Source organism: Hydrogenophaga sp. (assembly GCF_035481345.1).
In the GTDB taxonomy this organism is placed as follows: Bacteria; Pseudomonadota; Gammaproteobacteria; order Burkholderiales; family Burkholderiaceae_C; genus Hydrogenophaga.
On sequence record NZ_DATIGV010000018.1, the window covers coordinates 1 to 19164 of the forward strand.

General features: G+C 70.3%; 19 protein-coding genes. 14 read left to right on the top strand and 5 right to left on the bottom strand.

The window, feature by feature from the left end; all coding sequences use genetic code 11:
- Window positions 1-115: 115 nt before the first annotated feature.
- A complete protein-coding gene (locus tag VLG41_RS01085) occupies window positions 116-286 on the bottom strand; it encodes a hypothetical protein (RefSeq protein WP_325347551.1) in 171 nt (56 codons plus the stop codon).
- Window positions 287-527: 241 nt separating this feature from the next.
- Between VLG41_RS01085 and pyk the strand changes: the two genes are divergently transcribed.
- Window positions 528-1955: a pyruvate kinase gene (gene pyk / locus VLG41_RS01090; protein ID WP_325347552.1), complete on the top strand. Its 1428-nt coding sequence runs from the start codon at window positions 528-530 to the stop codon at window positions 1953-1955.
- Between the two features lie 3 nt (window positions 1956-1958).
- On the opposite strand, the gene VLG41_RS01095 is transcribed toward pyk, so the two are convergent.
- Complete coding sequence (locus VLG41_RS01095) at window positions 1959-2726, bottom strand: DUF481 domain-containing protein (RefSeq protein WP_325347553.1); 768 nt, start codon at window positions 2724-2726, stop codon at window positions 1959-1961.
- A 199-nt stretch (window positions 2727-2925) separates the two neighbouring features.
- Here VLG41_RS01095 and fba point away from each other — a divergent pair, with 199 nt between their 5' ends.
- Complete coding sequence (gene fba / locus VLG41_RS01100; protein ID WP_325347554.1) at window positions 2926-3990, top strand: class II fructose-bisphosphate aldolase; 1065 nt, start codon at window positions 2926-2928, stop codon at window positions 3988-3990.
- A gap of 64 nt (window positions 3991-4054) precedes the next feature.
- On the opposite strand, the gene VLG41_RS01105 is transcribed toward fba, so the two are convergent.
- The gene (locus VLG41_RS01105; protein WP_325347555.1) at window positions 4055-4882 is read right to left on the bottom strand and encodes an IclR family transcriptional regulator; all 828 of its coding nucleotides are present in this window, start codon (window positions 4880-4882) and stop codon (window positions 4055-4057) included.
- Window positions 4883-5044: 162 nt separating this feature from the next.
- Here VLG41_RS01105 and VLG41_RS01110 point away from each other — a divergent pair, with 162 nt between their 5' ends.
- From VLG41_RS01110 to VLG41_RS01120, 3 genes are all read left to right on the top strand, one after another.
- Window positions 5045-6748 (top strand): long-chain fatty acid--CoA ligase, encoded by a 1704-nt coding sequence (locus tag VLG41_RS01110; RefSeq protein ID WP_325347556.1) that lies wholly within the window; start codon window positions 5045-5047, stop codon window positions 6746-6748.
- Window positions 6749-6818: 70 nt separating this feature from the next.
- Window positions 6819-7826, top strand: coding sequence for a tripartite tricarboxylate transporter substrate binding protein (locus tag VLG41_RS01115; RefSeq protein WP_325347557.1), 1008 nt, complete (start codon window positions 6819-6821; stop codon window positions 7824-7826).
- Between the two features lie 117 nt (window positions 7827-7943).
- Window positions 7944-8852 (top strand): phosphoribosylaminoimidazolesuccinocarboxamide synthase, encoded by a 909-nt coding sequence (locus tag VLG41_RS01120; protein WP_325347558.1) that lies wholly within the window; start codon window positions 7944-7946, stop codon window positions 8850-8852.
- Between the two features lie 9 nt (window positions 8853-8861).
- Here the strand turns inward: VLG41_RS01120 and trxA are convergent, their stop codons facing one another.
- Window positions 8862-9770, bottom strand: coding sequence for a thioredoxin (gene trxA / locus VLG41_RS01125; RefSeq protein ID WP_325347559.1), 909 nt, complete (start codon window positions 9768-9770; stop codon window positions 8862-8864).
- 80 nt (window positions 9771-9850) lie between these two features.
- On the opposite strand from trxA, the gene purE reads away from it, so the two are divergent.
- The 3 genes from purE to VLG41_RS01140 are packed head-to-tail and all read left to right on the top strand — an operon-like array spanning window position 9851 to window position 12568.
- The gene (gene purE / locus VLG41_RS01130) at window positions 9851-10342 is read left to right on the top strand and encodes a 5-(carboxyamino)imidazole ribonucleotide mutase (protein ID WP_325347560.1); all 492 of its coding nucleotides are present in this window, start codon (window positions 9851-9853) and stop codon (window positions 10340-10342) included.
- Window positions 10339-11559, top strand: coding sequence for a 5-(carboxyamino)imidazole ribonucleotide synthase (locus tag VLG41_RS01135; RefSeq protein ID WP_325347561.1), 1221 nt, complete (start codon window positions 10339-10341; stop codon window positions 11557-11559). The genes purE and VLG41_RS01135 overlap by 4 nt, the downstream gene beginning before the upstream one ends.
- 13 nt (window positions 11560-11572) lie before the next feature.
- A complete protein-coding gene (locus VLG41_RS01140; protein WP_325347603.1) occupies window positions 11573-12568 on the top strand; it encodes an L-threonylcarbamoyladenylate synthase in 996 nt (331 codons plus the stop codon).
- Between the two features lie 7 nt (window positions 12569-12575).
- On the opposite strand, the gene dacB is transcribed toward VLG41_RS01140, so the two are convergent.
- Complete coding sequence (gene dacB / locus VLG41_RS01145) at window positions 12576-14045, bottom strand: D-alanyl-D-alanine carboxypeptidase/D-alanyl-D-alanine endopeptidase (RefSeq protein WP_325347562.1); 1470 nt, start codon at window positions 14043-14045, stop codon at window positions 12576-12578.
- Window positions 14046-14093: 48 nt separating this feature from the next.
- Here dacB and tsaB point away from each other — a divergent pair, with 48 nt between their 5' ends.
- The 6 genes from tsaB to VLG41_RS01175 all read left to right on the top strand — a co-directional run bounded on the left by tsaB (window position 14094) and on the right by VLG41_RS01175 (window position 19154).
- On the top strand, window positions 14094-14855 hold the full coding sequence (gene tsaB / locus VLG41_RS01150) for a tRNA (adenosine(37)-N6)-threonylcarbamoyltransferase complex dimerization subunit type 1 TsaB (RefSeq protein ID WP_325347563.1): 762 nt from the start codon (window positions 14094-14096) through the stop codon (window positions 14853-14855).
- A gap of 44 nt (window positions 14856-14899) precedes the next feature.
- Window positions 14900-15445, top strand: coding sequence for a ribosomal protein S18-alanine N-acetyltransferase (gene rimI, locus VLG41_RS01155; protein WP_325347604.1), 546 nt, complete (start codon window positions 14900-14902; stop codon window positions 15443-15445).
- Complete coding sequence (locus tag VLG41_RS01160; protein WP_325347564.1) at window positions 15442-16266, top strand: uracil-DNA glycosylase; 825 nt, start codon at window positions 15442-15444, stop codon at window positions 16264-16266. Before rimI ends, VLG41_RS01160 begins: the two co-directional genes overlap by 4 nt.
- 211 nt (window positions 16267-16477) lie before the next feature.
- Complete coding sequence (locus tag VLG41_RS01165; protein WP_325347565.1) at window positions 16478-17707, top strand: capsular biosynthesis protein; 1230 nt, start codon at window positions 16478-16480, stop codon at window positions 17705-17707.
- Entirely contained in the window at window positions 17704-18492 is a 789-nt protein-coding gene (locus VLG41_RS01170) for an ABC transporter permease (protein WP_325347566.1), read from the top strand. The genes VLG41_RS01165 and VLG41_RS01170 overlap by 4 nt, the downstream gene beginning before the upstream one ends.
- Window positions 18489-19154: an ABC transporter ATP-binding protein gene (locus VLG41_RS01175; RefSeq protein WP_325347567.1), complete on the top strand. Its 666-nt coding sequence runs from the start codon at window positions 18489-18491 to the stop codon at window positions 19152-19154. Before VLG41_RS01170 ends, VLG41_RS01175 begins: the two co-directional genes overlap by 4 nt.
- Window positions 19155-19164: the final 10 nt, after the last annotated feature.

Sequence of the window (19164 nt, forward strand, 5' to 3'; positions counted from 1 at the left end):
GGGCTGGCCGCTGCCCTGCCTACAGTGGCTGCCTGCGGCCAGGGCACCCGGGTGGCAGCCGAACTGCCCGCGCGCCCGCCCGAGCCGGCCGACCCACCCGCCTGAGCGGACGCCTTCAGGGCCAGGACAGCAGGTCCGTGGCGGCTTCGCTCAACTCGGCCACGGCCTGGAGGAAGTGGTGCTCGGGCTCGGCACCGGGGTGCGACACCGCCGCCACCACCGCGATCGCCAGCGTCGCGAGGTAGGCCACGATGGCGGAAACGGCGCTGACAAGGGCGCTGTGCATGGGGAGTCCTCCGTGCGCGTGCCGGGTGCGGGGCACAGGGCGTGCCCGGCCGCAAGAAGCCACTGTAGGCAGCGCCTCGCTCAGCCCTGGCCGGACAAGAGCGCCTTGGCGTGTCGGAGCCGTCCTACAACACCGCCCCCGCCGCCGTGCCCCGCTTGTAACCCCAGCGAAATCGCTTCATGGATAATTGAAACCAAATTACATGCCCGCCGGTGTTCCGGCCCCTCAGGAGACTGCGTCCATGCTCACGCGCGCCACCAAGATCGTCGCCACCCTCGGTCCCGCCTCCAGCGAGCCCGACATGCTCGAAGCCATGATCCGCGCGGGCGTCAACGTGGTGCGGCTGAACTTCTCGCACGGCACCGCGCAGGACCACATCGACCGCGCCCGCCTGGTGCGCGAAGCCGCGCAGCGCGCCGGCCGTGAGGTGGGCATCATGGCCGACCTGCAGGGACCCAAGATCCGCGTCGGCAAGTTCGCGCAGGGCAAGATCCAGCTGGTGCCGGGCGAGAAGTTCGTGCTCGACGCCGCCCGCACCGAGCCCGGCGACCAGGACGGCGTGGGCCTGGACTACAAGGAACTGCCGCGCGACGTGAAGCCCGGCGACACCCTGCTGCTCAACGACGGCCTGATCGTGCTGACCGTGGATTTCGTGCAGGGCCCGGCCGTGCACACCACCGTCAAGCTCGGTGGCGAACTGTCCAACAACAAGGGCATCAACAAGCAGGGCGGCGGCCTCACCGCGCCCGCGCTCACGGCCAAGGACATGGACGACATCAAGACCGCCATGGGCCTGAAGGCCGACTACGTGGCGGTGAGCTTCCCCAAGAACGCCACCGACATGGAACTGGCGCGCCAGCTCTGCGCCGTGGCCGGTGGCGGCCACAAGCCGGGCCTGATCGCGAAGATCGAGCGCGCCGAGGCGATTCCCGAACTCGCCAACATCCTCAAGGCCTCCGACGGCATCATGGTCGCGCGCGGCGACCTGGCGGTGGAGGTGGGCAACGCGGCCGTGCCGGCGCTGCAAAAGCACATGATCCGGCTCGCGCGCGAAATGGACAAGGTCGTCATCACCGCCACGCAGATGATGGAGAGCATGATCGTCAACCCCGTGCCCACCCGCGCGGAGGTGAGCGACGTGGCCAACGCCGTGCTCGACGGCACGGACGCCGTGATGCTCAGCGCCGAGACCGCCGCCGGCCGGTACCCGCTGGAGACAGTGAAGGAAATGGCCGCCATCTGCCTGGAGGCGGAGAAGGCCGACCGTCACGAACTGGGCGCGGACTTCCAGGGCAAGACCTTCACGCGCATCGACCACAGCATCGCCATGGGTGCGCTGTTCACCGCGCACCACCTGGGCGCCAAGGCCATCGTGGCGCTCACCGATTCGGGCTCCACCGCGCTGTGGATGAGCCGGCACATCGTGCGCATCCCCATCTACGCGATGACGCCCAACCTGGCCACGCAGCGGCGCATGACGCTCTACCGCAACGTGCGCCCGCTGCTGATGGACAACAACGCCGACCGCGACAACGCCCTGGTGGACGCCGAGTCGCACCTGAAGAAGCGCGGCATCGTGCAGACCGGCGACGTCTACGCCATCACCGTGGGCGAGCCCATGGGGCAGCCCGGCGGCACGAACACGCTCAAGATCTGCAGAGCTGCCTGAGCGTCAATCAAACCGCATGGAAACGCCGGTCACGAACATCGTGTCGGTCTTTTTCAGGTTCGTGCCCGGGTCGCTGTCGTAGCGGTAGTTCAGGCCCGCCGTCAGGTTCACGGTCTGCGTCATCGCCACCGTCAGGCCCACGTCCAGCACCGCGCGGTACTTGCCCGACTCGCGCAGGTCGGGGAACAGCGAGAACTTCTGCCGCAGGCTGGTGGTGTCGGTGAGCTTGTGGCTGGACTCCTCCGACAGCACGAGTTCCATGCGCCCGTAGCGCTCGCGCCTCTCGCCCGCGATGTCGGTGGGGGTGATGTAGCGGTCGTGCGTGTAGCCGATACCGCCCGAGACGTCGAAGAAGCCGCTGTCGTCGCTCCAGATGTGGCGGCCCACACCGGTGGCCACGGAGTAGCGCGCCGCGATGTTGGCCAGCCGGTCGCGCTGCCACTCGCCCGAGCCGAAGCCGAACCAGTCGATCGAGAAGTCGCGGTTGTACTGGGTGCGCAGGCCGTAGCGCTCCACCGTGTCCACGTCGTTGCTGTGCGCGCGGTCGGCCTTCAGGCCCCAGGTCCATTTGTCCCAACTGGTCTGGCGCGCGCCCTCGGCGGCCAGGTTCACGGTCGCGGCATCGTTGTTGCCCGACGAGAAGTTGGCACCCGCTGTCAGCAGATGCCTCCACTGTCCATCGGGCTTGAGCGTGACCTGGGCCTGCGAGAGCGCGGGCAGCAGTGCGGCGAAGGTGAGTGTCGCGATCCTCTGGTGGCGACGGCGGGCCATGGCGCTTCCTCTCTTGTGCCAAAGCCTGACCGTGTGCCTTTGCCCCCTCACAGTTCCCCACGGGAATGTGACGATTGGTGACATGGCCAACGTGTGAAAGCACACGTAAGGCAGGGGGTGCATGGGAACCGGCGCGCGCAGGTCGAAAGTTAAAATCCCGGGTTACACCACGGTTACCAACGACTCAAAGAGGAATCCCATGGCACTCGTCTCCATGCGCGAACTGCTCGACCACGCCGCCGCCAACACCTACGGCATCCCGGCGTTCAACGTGAACAACCTCGAACAGGTGCAGGCCGTCATGGCCGCGGCCGACGAAGTGGGCGCCCCTGTCATCCTGCAGGCCAGCGCCGGCGCGCGCAAATACGCGGGCGAGCCCTTCATCAAGCACCTGATCCAGGCCGCCATCGAGATGTACCCGCACATCCCGCTGGTCATGCACCAGGACCACGGCCAGAGCCCCGACGTCTGCAAGGGTGCCATCAACCTGGGCTTCTCCTCCGTGATGATGGACGGCAGCCTGGAGGCCGATGGCAAGACCATCGCCAGCTACGACTACAACGTGGACGTGACGAAGCAGGTCGTGGACATGGCGCACAAGCTGGGCGTCACCGTCGAGGGCGAACTGGGCTGCCTGGGCAGCCTGGAGACCATGAAGGGCGACAAGGAAGACGGCCACGGCACCGACGCCACCATGACGCGCGAGCAGCTGCTGACCGACCCCGAGCAGGCCGCCGACTTCGTGAAGAAGACCCAACTCGACGCGCTGGCGATTGCCATCGGCACCAGCCATGGCGCCTACAAGTTCACCCGCAAGCCCACGGGCGACATCCTGGCCATCGAGCGCATCGCCGAGATCCACCGCCGCCTGCCCAACACGCACCTCGTCATGCACGGCTCGTCCAGCGTGCCGCAGGAGCTGCTGGCCCAGATCAACCAGTACGGCGGCAAGATGAAGGAAACCTACGGCGTGCCCGTCGAGGAGATCCAGAAGGCCATCAAGTTCGGCGTGCGCAAGATCAACATCGACACCGACATCCGCCTGGCCATGACGGGCGCGGTGCGCAAGTTCCTGGCCGAGAACCCCGACAAGTTCGACGCCCGCGAGTGGCTCAAGCCCGCGCGCGAGGCCGCCAAGCAGGTCTGCAAGCAGCGCTACATCGAGTTCGGCTGCGAAGGCCAGGCCGGCAAGATCAAGGGCGAGACGCTGCAGGTCGTCGCCGGCAAGTACGCCAAGGGCGAGCTGGCGCAAGTGGTGAACTGAACCGCCACGCGTTCGTGCCACGCCACCGCACCGGTTCGCCGGCGGTGGCGTTTTCTTTTGGAATTCAGTCTTCCCAGCCCCCCGCCTGTATCGCCGCCACGATCTCCTGCCCCGTGCGCACCAGCGCGGGCGCAAAGTCCCCGTGCAGCAGCGCGCCCTTGAGCCGCGCCGCCGGCCCGCCCACGGTGAGCGAGAGCGGCTCGCGGCCATCGCCGAGGTCCAGGCCGACGCCGATGGCGGCGATGTCCTGCTCCCATTCGGATGAGGACACCACGTAGCCGCGCGCCGCGTGGTCGGCCTCGGCGCGCCGCAGGCCCGGCTCGCGTTCGGGCCAGCGCGCCGGGTCCTCGGCCCGCAGGTGGCGCGCGATGAGTTCGCGCATGCCCGCCGTGGACGCGCACCACATCGCACGGCCCATGGCCGTTTCGGCGAAGGGCAGGCGCGTGCCCACGTCCAGCCCCAGGATGAGGCGCGCCGTGCTGCGGCAATGCGCCACGTAGACCATGGAGGTGCCGTGCCGCACGCCCAGCGAGATGGCGGCCTGCGTGTGCTCGGCCAGGGTCTCCATGAAGGGCCGCGCCAGGCGCCCGACCTCGAAGTTGGACAGCACGCTGAAGCCCAGCGAGAGCACCGCCGGGCTCAGCGCGTATTCCCCCGTGCCGGGGCGGTGGCGCAGATAGCCCAGGCTGGCCAGCGTGAACGTCAGGCGCGACACGGTGGCCTGCGGCAGGCCGCTGCGCCGCGCGAGTTCCTGATGAGCGAGCCAGCGGTCGGTCGGGCCAAAGCAGCGCAGCAGACTCAGGCCGCGCGCGAGCGCGGTGACGAAACGGCGGTCCTGCGAGGGGTCGGCCTCGCCGGGCGAAGGTGAGGGCTGGTGGCGCTGGCGTCCCATGAAACCGGATGCGTCCTGATATTCCGCTTATCGGAATTTAACGCCAGCATCGACGGACTTTCGATGCTCGCTTTCCCTGAATCCGATTGACGCTCTATCGGGAGAGGCCGCATATTGACTGCATTCGATAGCGTTTTCCGATCAGCGGAATATACGAACACCATGTCCCGCCCCAACACGGACCACTGGCCACCCGGCCTGCCGCACGCGCTCGCGTTGCCGGCGGTGAACGTGTTCCACAACCTGGCCGCGTCGGCCGCGCGCCACCCGGACAAGCCCTTCACCGTCTACTACGACACCCCGCTGAGCTACGCGCAGGGCCTGCGGGAAGCCGAGCGCATCGCCGCCTTCCTGCAGCAGCGCTGCGGCGTGCGGGCGGGCGACCGCGTGCTGCTGTGCCTGCAGAACAGCCCGCAATGGGCGTTGGGCTTCTACGGCATCCTGCGCGCCAACGCGGTGGTGGTGCCGGTGAACCCCATGAACCGCGAGCAGGAGCTGCGCCACTGCATCGAGGACAGCGGCGCGCGCGTGGCCATCGTCGCGCAGGACCTGCTGCCCTTCGTGCGGCCCTTGCTGGCCGATGCCGGCACCGACAAGGGCACGGGCCTGAGGCACGCGATCGTCGCCACCTACAGCGACCACCTGCGCGAACCCACCGAACTGCGCGTGCCCGACTTCGTTCGCGCGCCGCGCGAGGCGCCGGATCACCCCGCCCTCACCGCCTGGGCCGACACCGTGGCGGCACAGCTCACACCGGGCCCGCTCACCGCCGGCCCCGACGATCTCTGCGCCATGCCCTACACCTCGGGCACCACCGGCTTGCCCAAGGGCTGCATGCACACCCACCGCAGCGTGATGGCCACGCTGGTGGGCGGCGTGCGCTGGTTCGGCACCACGCAGGACGCGGTCTGCCTCTCGGTGCTGCCCTTCTTCCACGTCACCGGCCTGTCGGGCAGCCTCAACGGGCCGCTGTACGCGGGCGCCACCCTCGTCGTGCTGTCGCGCTGGGACCGCGAGGCCGCCGCCATCTGCATGGAACGCTACGGCGTCACGGTGTGGCAGGCCATCTCCACCATGGTGATCGACTTCCTCGCGTTGCCGGACCTCGACCGTTTCGACCTCTCGCGCCTGAGTTGCGTGCGCGGCGGCGGCGCGGCCATGCCCGACGCCCTGGCCGCGCGGCTGAAGGCCCTCACCGGCCGCGACTACATCGAGGGCTACGGCATGACCGAGACCATGGCCGCGACGCACATCAACCCGCTGCACCGGCCCAAGCGCCAGTGCCTGGGCCTGCCGGTGTTCGAGGTCGATGCCCGCGTGATCGACCCTGAGACCCTGACCGAACGGCCCGTGGGCGAGACCGGCGAGATCGTGGTGCACGGCCCGCAGGTGATGCAGGGCTACTGGCGCAACCCGCAGGCCACGGCCGAGGCCTTCATCGAGATCGACGGCCAGCGCTTCCTGCGCACCGGCGACCTGGGCCACGTGGACGACGAGGGCTACTTCTTCATGACCGATCGCCTCAAGCGGATGATCAACGCCAGCGGCTACAAGGTCTCGCCGGCCGAGGTGGAGGCCCTGATGTACCGCCACCCCGCCATCCAGGAAGCCTGCGTGATCGGCGCGCGCGATCCGCGGCGCGGCGAGACGGTGAAGGCCCTGGTGGTGCTGCGGCCTGAGCAGCGCGGCCGCGTGAGCGAGCAGGACCTGATCGACTGGGCGCACGGCCAGATGGCCGCCTACAAGAGCCCGCGCATCGTGGAGTTCGTGGCCTCGCTGCCGCGCTCGGGCAGCGGCAAGGTGATGTGGCGCGAGTTGCAGGCGCAGCAGGCCGCACGCGACGCCACCGCCCCCTCGCCTTCGTGATTACCCCCGCGCCGTGCGCCGCGCGGCATCCCTCGCCATCCGGCAACACCACAAGCAAGGAGACAAGACGATGACCCGCCAGAACCCCACGGCCCCGAAGCCCCCGACGATCCGCCGCCGCAGCCTGCTGCTGGCCGGCGTGGCCGCCAGCGCCGGCGCGGCCCCCTGGGTGCCCGCCCAGGCCCAGGCCTACCCCAGCCGCCCCATCACACTGATCGTGCCCTGGCCCGCCGGCGGCTCCACCGACCGCCACCTGCGCACCCTGGCCGAGCTCGCCAGCAAGCACCTGGGGCAGCCCATCACCGTGGAAAACCGCCCCGGCGCGGGCGGCACCCTGGGCCCCAGCACCATGGCGCAGACCGCCAAACCCGACGGCTACACCATCGCCCAGTTTCCCCTGGGGCTGCTGCGCATGCCGCACATGCAGAAAACCAACTGGGACCCGCTGAACGACTTCACCTACATCATCGGCGTCTCGGGCTACACCTTCGGCCTCACCGTCAAGGCCGACTCGCCCTACAAGACCTTCAAGGACTACATCGAGGCCGCGCGCCAGAAGCCCGGCGAGATCAACTACGGCTCCACCGGCACCGGCAGCAGCCCGCACCTGCTGATGGAAGAGCTGGCCGGCAACGCCAAGGTCAAGCTCGTGCACGTACCCTTCAAGGGCAACGCCGACCTGCAGGCCGCGCTGCTGGGCGGCCACGTGATGGCCCAGAGCGACGCCAGCGGCTGGGACAAGTACGTCGACGCCGGCCAGATGCGCCTGCTGGTCACCTTCGGTGAGCAGCGCACCCAGCGCTGGCCCGAGGTGCCCACCGCGCAGGAGTTGGGCTACGGCGTGGTCTCCACCTCGCCCTACGGCCTGGCGGGCCCCAAGGGCATGGACCCGGCCGTGGTGAAGACCCTGCACGACGCCTTCAAGAAGGCCATGGACGACCCCAAGCACATGGAGGTGCTCGGCCAGCTCAACCAGGCCGTGTGGTACCGCAACGGAGAGGACTACCGCAAGTGGGCCGGGGAGACCTTCGCCAAGGACAAGGCCCTGATCGAGCGCCTGGGACTGGCGGCCAAGTAAGGGCTCGCTCGGGCATTGCCCGGGCGGTGCGCCAACTTGCGATAATCCCGCCGAACTGCGCAAGGCCCGTTGAGCGTTCAACGGGCCTTTTTCTTGCCCCTCCGATCGACCCGCGCCATGACCTCCGCCCTGCACACCTCCAATCTCACGTCGCTACCGCTGCTTGCGCGCGGCAAGGTGCGCGACAACTACGCCGTCGGCGACGACCGCATCCTCATGGTCGCGTCGGACCGCATCAGCGCCTTCGACGTGATCATGGGCGAGCCCATCCCCGGCAAGGGCGAGCTGCTCACCAAGCTCTCGCTGTTCTGGTTCGACCGCCTCGGCCCCAAGGGCCTGGCCATCTGCCCCATCCACCTGACGGGCGAAGACCCCGAGAGCGTGGTCACGCCGGCCGAACGCGCGCAGGTGGCGGGCCGTTCCATGCTGGTGCAGCGCCTCAAGCCCATCCCCGTGGAGGCCGTGGTGCGCGGCTACCTGGCCGGCAGCGGCTGGAAGGAGTACCAGGAGACCCGCTCGGTCTGCGGCGTGCCGCTGCCCGAGGGCCTGATGAACGCCTCCAAGCTGCCCGAGCCCATCTACACGCCGGCCGCCAAGGCCGCGATGGGTGAACACGACGAGAACATCACCTACGAGCGCACGGTGGAGATGGTGGGTGCCGACGTGGCGGCGCAGATCCGCGACATCGCCATCGCGCTGTACAAGGCCGCGGCGGCCATCGCGCTGGAGAAGGGCATCATCATCGCGGACACCAAGTTCGAGTTCGGCCTGGACGCGGCCGGCCGTGTGGTGCTGATGGACGAGGTGCTGACGCCCGACAGCTCGCGCTACTGGCCGGCGGAAAGCTACGCCGTGGGCAGCAACCCGCCCAGCTACGACAAGCAGTACCTGCGCGACTGGCTGGAAGGCGCGAAGGTGAAAGGCAAACCCTGGGACAAGACCGCCCCCGCGCCGCGCCTGCCGCGCGAGGTGATCAACAAGACCGCGGAAAAGTACCGCGAGGCGCTCACGCGCCTGGTGGGCTGAGGGCGGGCCTCAGCTCAGAACGACGGACGACAGGCGCCGCCGGTACGTCGCCACCGTCGGGTCCTCCGGCGGCACCTGGCCTTCGGCCACCTTGGGCTTGGGCGGCTCGATGACGTCAAGGATCGCGATGTAGGTCTTGCGCGCCAGGTCCTCGCTCCAGGCCTTGTCGCGCATCAGGATCTCCAGCAGCTCGTCCATTGCGGCCGTCCACTGGCCGTAGGCCATCAGCAACTGCGCGCGGGCAAAGCGCGCGTCGAAGTCGCGCTTGTTGGCCGCGATCGCCGTGTCCAGCGCGGCCATGCGCGCCTCGGGCTCGGCCACGTCGGCCTGCGCGTCGCGCGCGGCCATCCAGCGCTTGAGCGAATCGAGCCGGCGCACCGCGTCGGCCTTGGCGATGACCGGCGCGAAGGCCACCTTGGCCTCGTCGTCCTCGCCCAGTTCCAGCAGCAGCTTCACCAGGTCGAAACGTGCGTCGTCGTTGTCGGGGTCGGCCTGCACGGCCTGGCGCAGGCGCTCCAGCGCGGTCTCGGTGTCGCCGCCGGCCAGGGCCTCCTGCGCGGCGGCTTCTTCGGCCTCGGCCACCAGCTCGCCCTCGCCGGGCAGGTGCTTGTCGAGGAAGGCGCGCAACTGGCCCTCGGGCAAAGCGCCCATGAAACCATCCACCGGCTGGCCATTCATCAAGAGGACGCAGGTGGGGATGCTGCGCACGCCGAAGGCCGCGGCCAGTTGCTGCTCCTGGTCGGAGTCGATCTTCACGAGCTTGAAGCGGCCCGCGTAGTCGGCCTCCAGCTTTTCCAGGATGGGGCCGATGACCTTGCAGGGGCCGCACCAGGGGGCCCAGAAATCCACCAGCACGGGGGTCTGCATCGAGGCCTCGATGACCTCGGCTTCGAAGTTGGCGATGGTGACGTCGATCATGGCTGCGCTCGGGGGTAAGTGGGGGCGAAACGTAAAATCGCCACTTTACCGGAGGCCCCGCGGGCCGAAAGCCGAATGCCATGAACCCCATTCCCGTGGGCGTGGTCATGGGTTCCAGCAGCGACTGGGACACCATGCAGCACGCCGTGCAGATCCTGTCGCAGTTCGGCGTCGCGCACGAAGCGCGCGTGGTCTCGGCCCACCGCATGCCCGACGACATGTTCGCCTACGCCGAAGCGGCCGCCGCACGCGGTCTCAAGGCCATCATCGCCGGTGCCGGCGGCGCGGCCCACCTGCCCGGCATGCTGGCCGCCAAGACGGTGGTGCCGGTGCTGGGCGTGCCGGTGGCCAGCAAGCACCTCAGCGGAGTGGACTCGCTGCACAGCATCGTGCAGATGCCCAAGGGCGTGCCCGTGGCCACCTTCGCCATCGGCCCGGCCGGCGCGGCCAACGCGGCGCTGTTCGCGGTGGCGATGCTGGCCAACCACGACGAGGCACTGCGCGCGAAGCTGCAGGCCTTCCGCGCCGAGCAGACCGAAGCCGCGCGCGCCATGACCTTGCCGCCCGCATGAGCCTGAACAACCCCTTGCTGCCCGGCGCCACCGACGCCTCGGGCCGTCCCGCCACGCTGGGCGTGATGGGCGGTGGCCAGCTCGGCCGCATGTTCGTGCAGGCCGCGCAGGCCATGGGCTACGCCACCGCCGTGCTCGACCCCGACGCCGACAGCCCGGCCGGCCTGATCAGCCACCATCACATCCGCAGCGCCTACGACGACACCGAAGGCCTCGCGCGGCTCGCCGAGCTCAGCGACGCCATCACCACCGAGTTCGAGAACGTGCCCGCGCCGGCCCTGGCCGCGCTGGCGGCGCAGCGCCCGGTGGCGCCGGGCGCGGCCTGCGTGGCCATCGCCCAGGACCGCGCGGCTGAAAAGGCCCACTTCGCGCGCTGCGCGGCCGACGGCAGCGGCGTGCGACCCGCGCCCTACGCCGCCATCGATACGCCCGAGCAGCTCGCCGCCGTGGCGGCCGATCTCCTGCCCGGCATCCTGAAGACCGCGCGCCTGGGCTACGACGGCAAGGGCCAGGCGCGCGTCAAAGACCGCGCCGAACTCGCCGCCGCCTGGGACCGCCTGGGCCGCGTGCCCTGCGTGCTGGAAAAGCTCATGCCCCTGCGCGCCGAGTGCTCGGTCATCGTGGCGCGCGGCGCCAACGGCGACTGCGTGAGCTTCCCGGTGCAGAAGAACACGCACCACGACGGCATCCTCGCGGTCACCGAGGTGCACGAGGGCGCCATCGAGCCCGCGCTGGCGCGGCGCGCGCAGGCGGCCACCATCGCCATCGCGCAGCAACTGGGCTACGTGGGCGTGCTGTGCGTGGAGTACTTCCTGGTCGACGACGGCCTCGGCGGACTGGACCTGATCGTCAACGAAATGGCGCCGCGCCCGCACAACAGCGGCCACTACACCCAGAACGCCTGCGACGTGTCGCAGTTCGAGGCGCAGGTGCGCGCCGTCGCGGGCCTGCCGCTGCGCCCGCCGGTGCAACACAGCCCGGCCATCATGCTCAACCTGCTGGGCGACCTGTGGTTCGCCCCGGGCCGCGAGGCCGCGGTGACACCGCCCTGGGACGCGCTGCTGGCCTTGCCCGGCACGCACCTGCACCTATATGGCAAGGCCAGCGCGCGGCCCGGCCGCAAGATGGGGCACCTCAACATCACCGGCCCCACGGTGGCCGCGGTGCGCGACACCGCCGCCAAGGCGCTCGCCCTGCTGGGCCTGCCGCCGCTCTGACCCCGCCATGCCGCTGCTGCTGAACGCGCAGGAGCCCGAAGCCATCGAGCGGGCCGCACGGCGCCTGGCCGAGGGCGGCCTGGTGGGCCTGCCCACCGAAACCGTCTATGGCCTGGCGGCCGATGCCGACAACGCCAGCGCGGTGCAGCGCATCTTCGAGGCCAAGGGCCGCCCGGCCGACCACCCGCTCATCGTGCACGTGGCGGCCGAGTCGCCGCGCGCCGCGATCGATCACTACGCGCGCGAGGTGCCGGCTTTCGCGGAGCGGCTCATCGCGGCCGCCTGGCCCGGCCCACTCACGCTGATCCTGCCGCGCCGCGCCGACGTGGGCGCGGTGGCCGCGGGCGGGCAGGACTCGATCGGCCTGCGCTGCCCGTCGCACCCTGTGGCGCAGGCGGTGTTGCGCGCCGCCGCCGCGCACGGCGTGCGCGGTGTGGCCGCGCCCAGCGCCAACCGCTTCGGCCGCGTGAGCTCCACCACCGCTGGCCACGTGGTGGAGGAATTCGACACACTCGGCGAAGACGAATTGCTGGTGCTCGACGGCGGCGCCTGCCCCGTGGGCATCGAATCCACCATCGTGGACTGCACGCGCGGCCACCCGGTGCTGCTGCGCCCGGGCATGCTCACGCCGGCGCGGCTGGAAACCATCGCGGGCGAGCCGCTGCGCGCGCGCGACGGGGCCTCACCGCGCGCCTCAGGCACGCTCGAATCGCATTACGCGCCGCGCGCCAAGGTGCGCTTGATGGACGCGAAGCAGTTGCGCGCCGCCTTCCAGGTGCTGGGCAGCGACGCGAAGCACATCGCGCTGTACGCGCGCAGCCCGATCGAGTCCGCGCGCGGCGCGCCGCGCCGGCGCATGCCCGACAACGCCGAGGCAACCGCGCAGGAGTTGTTCGCGGTGCTGCGCGAACTCGACGCCACCGGCGTGCGCCTGATCTGGGTGGAAACGCCGCCCGAGGGTCCCGAGTGGGACGGCGTGCGGGACCGATTGGCGAGAGCCGCCGCCTGACCCGCGTTCAGTCCACCAGCCGGGCCGTCCACTCCACCAGCGCCTCCAGCGCCGGCCGTGCCGCCGGCGCGTTCGGGTGGTTCACGAAGGCCACCACCACGTAGCGCACGCCATTGACCGCGCTCACGTAGCCCGCCACGCCGGTCACGTCGCGCAGCGTGCCGGTCTTGAGCCAGGCGTGGCCGTAGACCGGGCTGCGCTCGTCGAGGGCGTAACGCCTCGCGGTGCCGCTCACGCCCGCCAGCGACAGCGTGCCCACGAAGGCGTCGGCCTGCGGGTGGCGCGCCGCGTGGCGCAACAGGATGGCCAGGGCCTCGGGCGTGATGCGCTCGTCGCGCGACAGGCCCGAACCGTTGTCGATCACCGGCGCCGGCACGCGCTCGCCGAAGGTGCGGCGCCACCAGTTCCCCAGCACCGTGCGGGCCTGTTCGAAACCGCTGCGCTTCCAGGGCAGCGGCCCGCTGCCGGGCAGCGACGTGGCCTGCGGCGCGAGCTGGCCCAGCGTGAGGAACACCTGCTGCGCCATGACGTTGTTGCTCCACTGGTTCACGTCGGACAGGATGTCCGTGAGCGGCAGCGAGGGCGCGTCGAGCAGCAGCTTCGCGTCCAGCGGCGTGAGGCCGGCGCGCACCTGGCCCGTGAGCAGGCCACCACCCGCGCGCCACAGGCCCTCCAGCGCTCGCGCCGCGAAGCTGGACGGATCCTGGTAGGCCACAGGCCATTTCTGCTCGCCGCATCGAAACGGGTAGCGGCCCTCGAAAGCGATGCGCCCCGGGTCGTCGAAGCGCGCGCGCAGCCCCCCGCGCCAGTCGCCACAGGCGCCGTTGGACAAGGGCACGCTGGCGTCAATGGCCAGGCCCGCCAGCGGCGGCTCGCTGACCACCCGCGCGACGCCGGCGGCGGGGTCGGGCTGAAAGCTCAGCACCACCGACTTGAAGTTCACCAGCAGCGCGTCGGGCCCGGCGTTGTAGGGCCGAAGCGCCTCGCCGTCGAAGGCGCCGGGGTCAAAAGGCGGCAGATCGAAGGCGCTGCTGTCGAGCACCATGTCGCCCAGGACGATCTGCACGCCCTGCGCCTGCAGTGCGGTGAAGGCCTCCTGGATGCGCTCCAGCACGAATTTCGGATCGCCACCGCCGCGCACGTACAGGTTGCCGCGCAGCGCGCCCGCCGACACGGTGCCATCGGTGTAGAAGCGCGTGCTCCACGTGTAGGCGGGGCCCAGCAGGTCAAAAGCCGCGTAGCTCGTCACCAGCTTCATCACCGAGGCCGGGTTGACCTGCATGCCCGACTGGTGGCGCAGCCGCGCTTCCTGGCCGTCCAGCGGCACCACGACGGCGGAGAAGGCAGTGGCGGGCACCTCGGCGCGCAGCAACGCGGCGCTCACGGGCGGGGGCAGGCCCTCGCGCGAGGGGCCCTGCGCACAGGCCGGCAGGGCGACGGCCAGCGTCAGCAGCAGGGGCAGCAGGAAACGGTTCACGCGGGAATTATCGGCGGGGCCCGAAAGCCGGTGGCCGATAATCCCCCGATGCCTGCCGCCCCGTGTTTCCTGGCCATCGAGACCAGCACCGACACCCTCTCGCTGGCCCTGGGCACCGGCCGGGCAGACGAGGCTGCGCACCGTTTCCAGGGCCCGGGCGGCGCACAGGCCTCCACCGAGCTGTTGCCGCAGGTGCAGCGCCTGCTGGCCGAGGCCGGCCTCTCGCTGGACGAACTCGACGCCATCGCCTTCGGCCGTGGGCCCGGCTCCTTCACGGGCCTGCGCACGGCCTGTGCGGTGGCCCAGGGCCTGGCCTACGGCACGCGCGGCCCGCGTCACCCGCGGGGCCTGCCCGTGCTGCCCCTGGACACCCTGCTGGCCCTGGCCGAACAGGCCCGCGCCGACGACGCCGCCGAAGGACGGGCCGCGCCCGCGCGCATCGTCGCGCTGCTCGACGCGCGCATGGAAGAGCTCTACTTTGCGGCCTACGCACTCGAGGGTGGCGGCCTGCGCGCCATCGCTCCCCCGAGGCTGTGCGCGCCCGCCGACCTGGCCGGCTGGCTGCGCGAGCAGGGCTTCGCGGACGACGACCGCACCCTGCTCGCGGGCAATGCCTTCGGCGTCTACGCCGAAGCCCTGAGCGACGCGCCGGGCCGCCGGCGCCACGCGCTGCCCACGGCCGACGCCCTGCTGCGGCTGGCGCCCGCGCTGATGGCGCAGGGTGCGGCGGTCGGTGCCAGCGACGCCCTGCCGCTGTACGTGCGTGACAAGGTCGCGCGCACCACGGCCGAACGCGAGGCCAAGGCATGACGCACGCCCTGCCCGCGTGGACCGCCGGCCTGTGGCCTGCGCCCATGGACACCCTGCCGGTGCCGCTGGAGGCGGATGCACGCGCCATCGCCTTCATGCCCATGACCGAGGCCGACCTCGACGCGGTGCACGCGGTCGAGACCAGCGCCTACGGCCATCCCTGGTCGCCGCGGCATTTCCGGGATTCGCTGCAGGCCGGCTACCCGGCCGTGATGCTGGTGGGCGAAGCGCGCACGGGCGAGACGCCCCGCCCCTCGCGGCCGGACGGCCGCTGGCTGCTCGGCTACTTCGTGGCCATGCCCGGCGTGGAGGAAGTGCACCTGCTCAACATCACCGTGAACCCGCCGCACCAGCGCCAGGGCTGGGCGCGCTTCATGCTCGACGCACTGGCGCTGTGGTCGCGCGGCCAGGGCGCGCGCGCGCTGTGGCTGGAGGTGCGCCAGAGCAACGCACCCGCGCGCCGCCTCTATGAACGCTACGGCTTTCGCGAGGTGGGCGTGCGGCGCGGCTACTACCCGCTCTCCACGCTGCAGCGCGAGGACGCGATCGTGATGCAACTGGGACTGGACCCAGCGGAGCCGACGCCATGAACGAGACCGGCACGGCCGACGACTGGGTGCGCGAACTCGACGCCCGCCAGCGCGCGATGCTCGCGGAAATGGGCGTGAAGGTCTGGACGCCGGCCGCGGCGCGTGCGCCAGTGGCCCTGGCTGCCCCCCCCGTGGCGGCACCCACGCCGGCCCAACCGCCCGCGCGCACGTCCCCGCCGCGCGAACCGGCCGCCCTGGCGCCCGCCACAACCGCGCCCGCGCCGATCACCCCCCCTGTCACCGCGCGCGCCGACATCGCGCAACTCGACTGGCCCGCCCTGCGCGAGGCCGTCGCCGGCTGCCGCGCCTGCGGCCTGTGCGAATCGCGGCGCAACACCGTGTTCGGCGTCGGCCACACCGAGGCCGACTGGATGATCGTGGGCGAAGCCCCCGGCGAACAGGAAGACCGCCAGGGCCAGCCCTTCGTGGGCCCGGCGGGCCAGTTGCTTGACGCCATGCTGCGCGCCTGCGGGCGCGACCGCCAGGCCGAGGACGCGCGCGGCGTGTTCATCGCCAACGTGCTGAAGTGCCGCCCGCCGGCCAACCGCAACCCCGCGCCCGAGGAAGTGGTGCAGTGCGAGCCCTTCCTCTCGCGCCAGGTGGCGCTGGTCAAGCCCAGGCTCATCATCGCCATGGGCCGCTTCGCGGTGCAGTCGCTGCTCAAGACGACCGAGCCCATCGGCCGCCTGCGCGGGCGCGTGCACCGCTACGAGGGCGTGCCGGTGATCGTGACCTACCACCCCGCCTACCTGCTGCGCACACCGGTGGACAAGGCCAAGGCCTGGGCGGATCTGTGCCTGGCGATGGACCTCTATAAATAATTCTTTTTGAGTATTTGTGTTGATCAAGTGAGCAGAAACAATACCCAGGTATTCGTTTCTGCCACTCCAATCACACGGTGAGACCTTGCTCCAGCGAGGCCCGATGAGCTGACGAGCCCGGCGAAACACTCCCTCTTTGGAGTCTGCCGTGCTCTCGCTGGTGACAGCCCCGAACGAACCTCACCGCCTCGCGCCGCCTTCGCCACGCCTCGTGGCGGACAACCCGGCCCTCGCCCGGCTGGCGCATTCGTCCCGCGTCCTGCTGCTGCAAGGCCCGGTGGGGCCGTTCTTCGACCGTCTGGCCCAGTGGCTCCTGGGCCGGGGGGCACAGGTGCACCGCGTCGTCTTCCAGGCCGGCGACCGCCTGGACTGCCAGGCCCTCGAACCCCTGGTGTTTCGCGGCACGCTGGAGGATTGGCCCGGCTTCCTGGGCCGCCTGATGGCCTCCCACGGCATTGACTGTGTCGCGCTGTTCGGCCAGTCCCGTCCGCACCACGTCGCCGCCCTGGAGGCGGCGCGACGGGCCGGCGTTCCCGCCGTCGTCTTGGAAGAAGGCTACGTTCGCCCCGGCTTCGCCACCGTCGAGCTCGAGGGCGTCAACGGCCACTCCACCACGCTGGACCGCTACCGCTGGTGCAGCGGGCCCGGTGAAGACGAGCCGGTCTGGCCGAGCTCGGACGCGCCTGCTGGCCTTGCCGCCCGCATGGCCTGGCACGCGGTTCGCCACTACCTTGCGCTGGGCTTGCTGCCACCGCTCAACCCCCACTACGTCCACCACCGATCCGACCGCCTGCGCCCGCATGTGGCGCACTGGGTGCGCACGGGCTGGCGCTGGCTGCGCCACCACCGCGAAGACGCCCGCGCCGTGGCCGGCCTCGCGCGCGAGCGTTACTTCTTTTTCCCACTGCAGAACGAAGGCGACGCCCAGATCACCGCCCACAGCCCCTTCAGCACCGTGCAGCAAAGCGTGGCGAAGGTGCTCGCCTCCTTCGCCCGGCACGCCCCCGCCGACGCCCTGCTGGTCGTGCGCCAGCACCCATGGTCCCGGGGGCACCGCGAAACCGAACGCGCCGTGCTCTTGGTGGCCGAGCGCCTCGGTGTGGCTCGGCGGGTGGTGCATCTGCACGAGGGCGATACGGCGGCCCTGGTCCGGCAAGCACTCGGCGTCGTCGTGGTGAACAGCACGGTGGGGCTGATCGCCCTGCGCCAGCACCGGCCACTGATGGTGCTGGGCGATGCCGTGTACCGCCGCCCCGGCCTGTGCCACATGGACGAGCTCGACAGCTTCTGGCGCGGCGCCCGGGCGCCCGAACCCGCCCTGGTGCAGCAGTTCCTGCGGCAGTTGATCACCCTGACGCAAGTGCCGTGTGATCTCTATGCCCCCCGTCACGCGCCGCTCAATTGGGGTACGCGGCGCCAGCCTGGAGCTGTCGTCCTGTGAAGCTGCGCCCTCGCTCTCCCTGGCGGGTCACGCTCGCGGTGTGGCATGCGCTGCTGCTTCGAGAGGCGGTGGCGCGCCTGTTCGGCAAACGCGCGGCATGGCTGTGGCTGCTGGTCGAGCCCTTGGCCTACATCGCGTTCATGGCCGGCTTCTTCAGCGCCTTCCACGCCCGAGCGATCGGTGGCATGGACACCACGATTTGGCTCACCAGCGGCTTGCTCGCCTTCTTCGTGTTCCGCCGCTGCGCCATCCAGGGTGTCGCAGCCGTCAATGCGAACCAGGCGCTCTACGCCTATCGACAGGTCTTGCCCGTCGATACCGTGCTGGTGCGCTGCATATTGGAGGCCTTGCTCATGGTCGTCACGGCGGCGCTGGTCGCGATGGGTCTGGCCCTGATGGGGCGGCCCATCGGAACGGATGATGCGCTGACCTGCTTCTTGTCCGTGGCAGGCCTGTGGCTGCTGGCGCTGGGATGGGCACTCGCTGCCTCGGTCGCAGGCGAACTGGTGCCCGAATTCAGCCACGTGTTGAACGTGTTCATGGTGCCAACGGCGCTCATATCGGGTGCGTTCTTTCCGCTGTCCAGCCTCCCGCCGTCCTGGCGAAGCGCGTTCATGCTCAACCCCATCGCGCACGGCGTGGAAGGCGCACGCGCCGGTATTTCAGACTACTACCACCACGCCCCCGAGCTGAGCCTGGCCTATCTGATGGCCTGTGCGCTGGTGCTTCTCTTCTTCGGCCTCGCACTGCAGTTGCGGTTCCGCCATCGTCTGGTGACGCTGTGATCGAAATCCTCGATGTGCACAAGCGCTACCTCACCGATCATGGGCCGGGGCCCTGGGTGTTGAGGGGCGTGGACCTCACGCTGCCCATGGGCACCAACGTTGGCGTGATCGGGCGCAACGGCGCCGGCAAATCCACCCTGCTGCGCCTCATCGGCGGCATCGACCGGCCCACGCGCGGCAGCGTGCGTCGCCACTCGCGCGTGTCTTGGCCCATGGGCTTCGGCGGCGGCTTGCAAGGCTCGCTGACCGGCCGGCAGAACGCCCGCTTCCTCTGCCGGCTGTATGGGCAAGGGCATGACATGTCCGAGCGCATGGAACGCATCCAGTCCTTCGCCGACATAGGCGTGCATTTCGACGCGCCCGTGAAGACGTATTCCAGTGGCATGCGATCGCGCCTGCTGTTCGCGCTGTCGCTGGCCTTCGATTTCGACGTCTACATCTCCGACGAAGTCACCAGCACCGGCGACGCGGCCTTTCAGGCCAAGACCCGCCGCGCCTTCGCCGACCTGGCCGGAAGGGCCGCACTGATCATGACTTCACACAGCGCCGCCACCCTGAGGGAGTTCTGCACCGCGGGCATCTGGCTGCACGAAGGCCAGGCGCACTGGTTCGACCGCATCGACGACGCCCTCGCGGCGTATCAGGAAAGCCTGTCGGCATGAAAACATTTTC